The 9,545-nt window shown below is 31.8% G+C and carries 7 protein-coding genes; 1 reads left to right on the forward strand and 6 read right to left on the reverse strand.

The annotated features are described in order from the left end of the window. Window positions 1-128 precede the first annotated feature (128 nt). Window positions 129-422, forward strand: a complete 294-nt coding sequence (locus PF572_04225; protein MDA3840271.1) for a hypothetical protein — start codon at window positions 129-131, stop codon at window positions 420-422. Window positions 423-780: 358 nt separating this feature from the next. On the opposite strand, the gene PF572_04230 is transcribed toward PF572_04225, so the two are convergent. The 6 genes from PF572_04230 to PF572_04255 all read right to left on the reverse strand — a co-directional run bounded on the left by PF572_04230 (window position 781) and on the right by PF572_04255 (window position 9,449). Next, window positions 781-1,521 carry an abortive infection system antitoxin AbiGi family protein gene (locus tag PF572_04230; GenBank protein MDA3840272.1) on the reverse strand — a complete coding sequence of 247 codons (741 nt, stop codon included), beginning with the start codon at window positions 1,519-1,521 and terminating at the stop codon, window positions 781-783. 180 nt (window positions 1,522-1,701) lie between these two features. Then, on the reverse strand, window positions 1,702-3,996 hold the full coding sequence (gene secA2, locus PF572_04235; protein ID MDA3840273.1) for an accessory Sec system translocase SecA2: 2,295 nt from the start codon (window positions 3,994-3,996) through the stop codon (window positions 1,702-1,704). Between the two features lie 113 nt (window positions 3,997-4,109). Then, the gene (locus PF572_04240) at window positions 4,110-4,493 is read right to left on the reverse strand and encodes a hypothetical protein (GenBank protein ID MDA3840274.1); all 384 of its coding nucleotides are present in this window, start codon (window positions 4,491-4,493) and stop codon (window positions 4,110-4,112) included. A 198-nt stretch (window positions 4,494-4,691) separates the two neighbouring features. Beyond that, window positions 4,692-7,919, reverse strand: a complete 3,228-nt coding sequence (locus PF572_04245; GenBank protein ID MDA3840275.1) for a P-loop NTPase fold protein — start codon at window positions 7,917-7,919, stop codon at window positions 4,692-4,694. A gap of 659 nt (window positions 7,920-8,578) precedes the next feature. After that, on the reverse strand, window positions 8,579-9,001 hold the full coding sequence (locus PF572_04250; protein MDA3840276.1) for a GNAT family N-acetyltransferase: 423 nt from the start codon (window positions 8,999-9,001) through the stop codon (window positions 8,579-8,581). 52 nt (window positions 9,002-9,053) lie between these two features. Beyond that, a complete protein-coding gene (locus PF572_04255; protein MDA3840277.1) occupies window positions 9,054-9,449 on the reverse strand; it encodes a hypothetical protein in 396 nt (131 codons plus the stop codon). Window positions 9,450-9,545 lie beyond the last annotated feature (96 nt).

The following is a 9,545-nucleotide window of genomic DNA, read 5'->3' on the forward strand; positions in this document are numbered from 1 at the left end:
CTCTACCCTGGTTACAATGGTATTAGTACCGGTTGTATATGCACTGATGGCCCGAAAAGGAGAACGCGATAAGAAAATGGCCGTTCGCAAGAAATTTGTATTTATGGACAACTAAAAAATGATCAATTATGAAATCAGTTTTTATAACATACAATCAGGCATTTACCGAGCGCGTTGAGTACATGCTCGACCGCCTCGAAATAAATGGCTTTACACAATGGGTTGATGTAAAAGGTAGTGGGTCGGAAACAGGTGTGCCACACATGGGCACCCATACCTGGCCGGAAATCAACAACGCGTTAATCACCATTGTTGAAGATGACAAAGTTGATATTCTGCTTGAAAAAGTACAAAAATTGAATGCCGTGAACGAAGAAGTCGGCATCAGGGCATTTGTGTGGAATATTGAACAAAGCGTATAAGAAACAGACTATTGTGAGATATTAAAAGGAGTTGCCTCAGGGCAGCTCCTTTTTTTTCAGTAAAAAGTACTGAATCAAATCATAATTGGGGTAATGGTGGGTTTATGGGGCACCAGCGTTTTCTGTTTATATTCAGCATACTAAACTAAAAATTATTGTTGAATAAAACTTGTCACCCCCGATTTCATCAGGGGTGATTCATATTCAACCCTACAAGGGTTCGATATGGACATAGTGGCAGCCATCTTGGACTGAGAGGCTTCCGAATTGTGTTTAGAAGCCTTGATATTGCTTTGAGAGCTGTTAATATAGGATTGAGAGCCGTTGCTTATACTAGAAGTTGTTGGCAATAGTTATTCTAATAGTCTGACTTAATCTGTTCGGTAGAACAAATTTTACTCATTAATATATCTATCTCTTTCCCAGAGTATTTGTCATAATGAAGGTCTCTAAGAATTTTAACAATCTTAGGGATTTCATTAGTTTCTTCAACGATAATGTAAGATATGTCCTTTATATCAAATCCGTATCTGCAATCGTCTAATTTGTCATTGTACTTTTTTTTATCTTTATTATAAGCATCAAGACTAATAGAGAATGATTTATTGTTAATTATTTCTTTTGGAGGAATTAATCTCCATTCTCGTTCATTATAAAAATTGTAGTTTCTAATTGTCTTGCCTAGTCTTTTTAAAGTGCCAGAGTAATTCTTTGCATAACTTTTGATTTGAAGAATTTCTCTTTTTTGTTTTAAAGTTAAGTTGCTATTTTTCTTTCTCCTTTCAAGAATTAAACTGTATATGCTCTCAGCAATTAAAGAATTTTTATCAATATAAAGAACTGGATTAACACCATTCTGCTTAGCCCATTCTTTTGTCAACCCAATACCATATTTCCCATATGCGTCAAAATGTTGCATAGAGTCTGATAATGGTATGTCGCAAAAAGAAATCATTGGGTGTGCAGCAAAAGAACGCCCGATTTCACCTAAATATAATCTTTCAGCACAATACTTAATCCTAAATCCATCTTTCAATATGGAAGAAAGATTTTCGAAAGAATTTGTGTAATGAATTATTGAATTTGTACTTATTGCCATTTTTTTTATAATTATTGCCAACGTTAGTATAAGAATAGTAGCCGACTGCGTGGCACTTTCCTGTCAAGTTACACGAAAGTTGAAGCGGGCTGCAACCCTTGGTTTTACAGCTATTTCGGCTATTATTTTATACATTATTATGGCTCGTTTTAATATCCATTCATAAAATTACTTTTTGTATTAGAAACCTAAATAAGAACTATCGGTAAAACGTAATTCAAATTTGCGTCTAAATGGGTTGTCATTTACCATATATGACCAAGTGGATGAGGGTTTCTTGATCCCCATTTCAGCAAGATTTACATCAACGTTTTTCAATAAATGCTCAATACCTTCTTGTAAGTCAGAGTCAATATGATAACAAATTTCCTCAAAATTTGAATCTATATATTTTTGAAATTCCCTTAAAGGATTTTGTCTGCCATATCGTAATAAATGAATCCCTTCTTTTACTTCAGAAATATAATCTATGTGCTGTGACCAATATTTATCGTATTGAAAAAGAATAATGTTTCGTGCTTTTTTAATTATTTGCGAATCAAACATAACTAAGGCACTATCACTTGTTGAGTTAAGCTTTTCGATTACAGTCGTATCGTCCAGAAATGCTTGCCTTTCATTATGAATAATATTTCTTTGTTTTTCAATCAGAGAAGAATAATCGTAATGCATTTTACTTAAATCGTTCATTTGTCCTTCAATAACACGTTGTGTATGGTCTAAATACTTTTGGGTTTTCTCAATTTTATTCTTTCTCTCGTTTTTTATTTTCTTTGGTAGTGCATCTTGAAGATTATATCTGCACATCAAATCATCGTTAAAACTGATGTAGAACTGAGAATATCCAATATCACCTTGTCGACCTGATCTTCCCCTTAATTGATTATCAATCCTTGAGCTTTCGTGTAAGTTGGTGCTAATAACATATAAGCCACCTGCTTTTACCACTTTTTCCTTATCCGAAGCATCTTTACCTCCTAAAAGAATATCCGTACCTCGTCCTGCCATATTTGTAGAAATTGTTACGGCACCAAATTTTCCGGCTTCTGAAATAATTTCAGCTTCTAATGCATCGTTTTTAGCATTAAGTATTTTACAGGGAATATCGTGCTCCTTTAGCATCGTTGCTAATTCTTCTGATTCATTAACGGTAAGTGTTCCAATTAATATGGGTTGACCTTTCTTGCATCTGTTTTGCACATCGCTTATTAAGGCTTGATATTTCTCACTTTTTGATGCAAATATTAAATTCGGTTCATCAACCCTCAAACAAGTTTTGTTTGGAGGAACAACAATAACTTCTAAATTGTATAGTTCGTAAAATTCTTCGGAAGATTCTCTGGCAGTAGCTGTCATTCCTGAAACTTTCTTATATTTTTCAAAAAAATGGGGGAAAGTAATCATAGTAAGAATTTTACCATCTGCCTGAAGTTCTACGTTTTCTTTCGCTTCAACAGCCAATTGCAAACCATCTTTCCATTTTCTATCGCTAACAATTCTGCCTGTAAATTCATCTACCAATAAAACTTTGTTATCTCTTACAATGTAGTCTACATTTCTATTTAATAAAACCTTTGCTTGCAATGAAAGATTTATTGTGCTATGCAATTCTATATTTTTATCATCGAAAAGATTATCAATTTGAAATACGCATTCTGCTTTATTTATGCCTTTTTCAGTTAAGAATACATTTCTTTTATATTCATCGGTTTCAAAATCACTTTGATGTTCCAATCCAGAAACAAATTCTGTTATGCTTCGAAAATCATACTTCGATTTTTCTACTTCTCCTGATAATACTAAAGGATTTCTTGCTTCATCAATTAGTATTGCATCTGCTTCATCAACTATGGCAAAGTGAAAAGGGCGTTGAATAATATCTTCTTTACGATATGCAATGGTTGAACTTAAATAATCAAATCCAACATTTTTTGCAGTGGCATAGGTAACATCACAATGATAGGCTTCTTTTCTTTTATTATCTGCCATATCACCAGTAATATAACCAACAGTTAATCCTAAGAAATTAAATATTGGTGACATCCATTTTGCATCTCTTTCTGCCAAATAGTCATTAAATGTCAAAACGTGAACACCTTTACCAGATAATGCATTTAAAAAAGCAGGAAATACGGCTGCTAAAGTTTTTCCTTCGCCGGTTGGCATCTCAATAATTTTTCCAAAATGAAGGGATATTGCCCCTGTCAGTTGCACATCATATGGCGTGATTTTCAGCTTTCTGATGCATGTTTCATAAACCAGCGCATATGCTTCTACCATGATAGTTGTGAGGTCGCAACCCGATTTCACTTCTGCCTTTAACTTCGTTGATAATTGCTTTAAATCATTGTCGCTATAATTGGCAATGAGCTTGCAATGAGCTTTTATTTTACTGATTAGGTGTTTTGTATTTTTGTGATTATAAATATCAATATCGTTCTTACTACCTTTTTTTAATTTGAAATAATTTTCCATTTTGAATGGTTTTAAATGAAAGCACAGATGAACATTTCGTTCATTGACGATCATCGTGAATAAATTAAGTGAATGATTAAAACCTGATTAGCTGTCGAAAACAACTAAGATAATTAGGTAATTATTTCGGGGTATTCTGTATTGTAATGTAGGTGAGAATAATAGAAAAGAAGACTTTTGTTTGTGTCAGTTGATAAGTCTATTTGCTTTTGACGTTTAAATGCCTGAAAATTTATTTGATCATGATAAGCTAAAACATGCACGTATAATGGGCTTGTAATTAACTGATGATCGATATTATTCTGAAAAAAAGTAAAATAATAAAAGGCAGGTAGTACTGAATCAGCACCTCCTATTTTAGAAACTATTTCAATTGGGTAATCCAACTTCCTAACATTTCTAATCTCCTGAATATCCAATTGACATGCAATCATGACAATTAGAGCCATAATTACAAAACCAGGAGTAGTAGATTTTATTAGGGATTTACTTTTCATTTATGTCTTTGCCTTTTTTGAAATTAATACAAACAGACCGTTTGGGTGTCAAAAAATGTGCCATAACGTTAGTATAAGAATAGTAGCCGACTGCGGGCTTCATCACTGTCAAGTTACACAAAAGTTGAAGCGGGCTACAACCCTTGAATTAGTGGTGTTTCGGCTATTATTTTTATACATTGTTAGGCTTTCGTGCTTTTATTCTTCTTTGTTTTTTTCAATTTCTTCTTTCGGTTTTTTAACACCAATTTTATCCGCAAATTCTCTTAATTCATTATTGGCTGATTCACTTTCTAACCTGCTTAAAACATTGTCTTTAAAGTCTGCCGCATCTTCATTTGCATTATTGATAATTGGTATATAAAAATCTTGATCTGATAATATTTTTGTAAAACAACTTCCATCAGAAACCAGTTTCCCAAGAATTGTTCTAGTAGTATCACTACTTTTTTCGTTAAAATTACCGTATTGTTTAAAAAAGCTTTCAAAAAAGATGAATTGTTTATTTATTATATTATTCTCCCTTATGTAATAGTCTCTTATATTTCTTATTGTTGGTGCAATATCTTTCTTTTTTGATTTCTCAATAAAATAAATCCAAATCGTCTCATCAGCTGGTATATCAATTTCTGATTCAGATATATTTTTAAGAATCTCTTTTAACGCGTTAAAAACATTTCGGGGCAGCGTATTTATTTTATTTGACTGCATAAAAATGTAAAGAGTATTAAATACATAAGAATCGTCTACACCCCATTCTTCTATGATAGTTTCTTCATCGAATGAATCAATATATTCTTTTCCTATTTTATTTATATGGTTTGTTAATTCATAACTAATTGATGTTGAATAATTATAAAATGAATAATTTGGAATAATTTCTTTTATATTATCTGTATTAATCTCATCTTTTGCATATTTACTCCATCCATTTAATTGCTTCAATAAATCTTGTTCTGATACATCAATTGCAACCTTTATTTCTTCAAATTTTGTAATAACTTTAGTAACAGTCATTGCTCGTGCGCCATAACTGTTAAAAGTCAGGTCTTTACATACTGCAGATAGTAATGGTTGTTTCCAAGTTGTAGATAGCAAAAGAAGATTGCCATAATTTTCATAGATCTCTATTCTTTTTGCAATTTCTTTTATAGTTTCTTCATCAGTAAGTGCCAAAACCGGTGTGGTGTTATCTGGCCACCCCTGTGGTGCTATTAGCTTATTATATGTATTCGCATACTTAAGTCTCATGGCTATTAAGTCATAATATCCATCAATTTCTTTTGTGACTTTTTGCAGTAAAGGATGTAGATTAATTACATTAATAATTTTGGCTAAAAGTTTTTTATTTGATATTGATTTATAAATATTAATAATTTTATAAAAGTTGTCTTTTGTTAATTTATTTTGTGTAATCAATGCTTCAATATTCTCTTTTGTAGTCTCAAAAGAATACTCGGCAATTATATAAGACAAATCAACATCATCTTCTATCACATCTAATTCCTTAGGTATTTTCACAGAAATATAATTATCCAATTCATCAGAGTCCGTTACTAGTTTATATTTTTTATAATCAGACTTTGCAATACTTATATAATCAGCAAATATTTCAGGAGGAACTGTTCTTAAATTAAGTTGTGATTGAATATTAAATTTGATTTTATTTTTCTCAACAAATTCCTCTAATTCCTTAAAAACAAGAAAATATTCGTTTCCTTTAATTTCTTTAAATTCGTTATAACTTTTTGTTAGATATTTTAATAATTTAGTTTTACTGCCTATAGATGAATTGTTTAAAAGATGCTGAAACTCTTCATTAAATGTCAATTCTTTTATTTCCAGCAAGCATTGTTTTGAAATTAGAATATCCCAAACTTTCTTAACTCTCTCTTTAATATGATTCCCATTTAATTTCAGGACATCAAGTCTAGACAATGTAGAAATGGCTTTATCAACTATTATTTCGCTATTTTGTATTACTTCTTCTAAAATTTCTATAAAATGAGAATGCTTAGATAATTCTTCAATAGGTGATGAATTTTCGCCACGAAGTGTGAGTTCCAAATCACGAACTAATAATACTTGTGATGCTTTTTCAACAGGAACGTTGAAAGTTAGTGCTGAAATGTAATTTTGTAATTGATTGTCCTCTGTAAAAAGGTCTTTTGCTTGTCCCAAATAATCATTGTTAAGAATATATTTTTGTGGAGATTCTAATATAATTTCTTTCTTTAAACAAAAGATTGCGATGTATCTCAATGGAATATCATCATTCCAAATCTTTTTTAAAGTCACAAGTTCATTTATAAATATTATTATGTCTCGTGGAGTAAATTTATTCTTTAATCTGTCAAATATTGATAAGATAGTCGGAAATTCTTTATCTTCTTTAACTCCAAAAGCTTCTCCAAATTTCTTACTGAAAAAATCTTTCCAATCAGTTAATACGGGTGGTGTAACACGGTAGATGATGGAAAATGTCTTGTTTATAAATTCATTGGCTGGATTATCTTTTTTGTCGAATGCTTGTTGTAGATGTTTTCTATCGAAAGGTATTAGCACATCTATCTTATCATATTCTTCTTCTGCGAAGAATGTATGTATAGATGACCATAATTCTTTGACGTTTTCAGGTGGGAGTCTATCCATATTATCATAGACTATTATCAAGTCAATATTGGAAAGCCCTTTTGAAATTGATTTAATCCATTCCTTAAATTCTTTTACTGATGGGTCCAAATCAGAAAATATTTCATATGTGGTGCTTTCCAATTCTTTCCCTTTGAAAACAAAGAACAATTCTGAGATATTAACCCATTTTTTGTTCTTAGCAGAAGCCCATAAATACGCTATTATGGAAAGAATAATAGGGGAAATTGGAAGGAGAATTTTTTTCCACCAAATAGTGTTCTTATCAAAAATACTGTCGGCTACAATTGTAAATATTGGCGTCAATATTAAAACTAAACCGATAATAATTATTCCAATACTAAGTTTGGGTATAGTTTTTTTATTAGTCTCTCTTTTTCTAGCAAGAAGAAATTTAATTTTTTCTTTCCAGGTAATCTTTTCATCATTTCCAGCTAAGTCTTGATGAATAGTTTTTTCTGATAGGATTTTTTTCTGGATTAACTCTTCTGTAAGCTCTTCTAAAAAGGCTCTCCTTTGAGAATCTTCTTGGTGACCCCATGCGTCGTAAACATAAATATGGTGTGTTTCTTTTAATTGTGTTCTTAGTAATTCAATAATATTTGATTTACCAGAGCCCCATTCGCCTTCAATACCGATTACTCTAAGTGAATTATTTTTGTCTTTTATATGTTCAGCAATACTTTTTGATATTCGTTCATGAGATTTTCCTTCAAATTGATCTTCCCCTATAGGTTTGTTATCAATGTATCTTGGGTAAATTTTGTCTTCCATAATAATTATCTTTTGTAGTGTTGCATGAAGCCTAACGTTTGGATAAAAACAATTGAGTTTATTCCTTTTATGTGTGGTTTTATATCATATAAATTGCGGTTGTAGGCAAACGGCAATAAAGCGATGGGTTCATTACTGTGAACATTGGGATGAAGTGTTATGGTGGGTTTATGGGGCACCGGCGTTTTCTGTTTATATTCAGTTTACTAAGCTAAAAATTATTGTTGAGTAAAACAAATTGTGAGTGGTTGTTGGTTGTTGGTTGTTGGTTGTTCCGATTTCATCAGGGGTGATTCATATTCAACCCTACGGGTTACAGCGAAACTATGCATCGCAACGTGTTTGCAAGGAAGAAGTTATTTGATGCTTGCAGCAACCAAATAACAATGTGTCGTTACAAACGACAGACAGTAAACCCCTTCCCGATGTGTTTATCGGGACGAGGCAGTTACGCAAGCTAAACGAGGGAGAGGCTGGTAAATCAACTGCATAAATATTTCCCAAGAACTCTTTCATTGTGGATAATCTCAATTTCAAAATCGATACCATAATCATTTTCTGTTGCATTTCTGAAAATGCCAAGGTCTCTTAAATGATAAAGTAAGATTGCAAACGAATCTGATTGAGACTTGTGTTTTTTATTCTCTTTGGAAAATTATTCATACATTATTCGAAATCGATTTTTGCAATACATATACCCAATTACCACTATTAGGATAGAAAAACCGATTAACCTTTTCATATCCCATCCTCAAGAAAAGTCGAAGACTATTTTCGTTATTTGTCCGAATTGTGCATTGAAGAAGCTTTGCACCATCATTTTTAGCTTTCCTCTCAGCTCGTGATAAAATCTCTTTGCCTTTACCTTTGCCTTCTACTTTTTTTAAAACACTAACATGTGATATTTCAGATTGATACCATTGGATCTTCTTTGATTCAGCACACGCGATAACTTCATTTTCATCTTCCAGATAAACGTAATTTGATTTTGATTCCAGTACCTTGTCCGCTGTATAATCGACTACTAGTTGGTTTCTACTATTTAATAGGTTCGCAATTTGTTCGGCTATGTCTCTCGTCATTGTTTGTTTTTTTCGGTTGATGTTAACGGAAAATTGTTGTGCCCAGTTGTTTTTATTCTTTCTTTTTATTTCTAAATTCTATTAACTCTATTATGGCTCCATCATGCTCTATCATGGCAACTCTTACTTCATTTACGGGTGAATTTGGTTCAGTAATAATGTTAAAATTAAAACGACTAAGTTCAAAGTCTAAATCATCTACTTCAAAAGCAATATGAGGAACGGATTGTACTAATTTGTTTACAGGACTATCTTCTTCATACCTCATCCATTCAATTCCAAATGGACTCTTTTCAAATCCGCAAACATATAATTTATATGGTGATAAATATTTTTCTCCTTGTATCGACTTATTTGTGGGTACACCCAAATGATGATATCGCCAACCCCATTTTTCGATTGCTAAAGGTGGTTCATGATCTTGTCTTTTGTAATTATTGTTTTCCATTATTTGCATTTGTTAAATTTCTAATTATTGATCTTAATTCGTTTACAAACTAATAGTATTGTAATTTTCATATTTTCTCACTTTCTAATGTAGAAC

It is taken from the genome of Patescibacteria group bacterium (assembly GCA_027858235.1).
Taxonomy (GTDB): domain Bacteria; phylum Patescibacteriota; class Patescibacteriia; order Patescibacteriales; family BM507; genus BM507.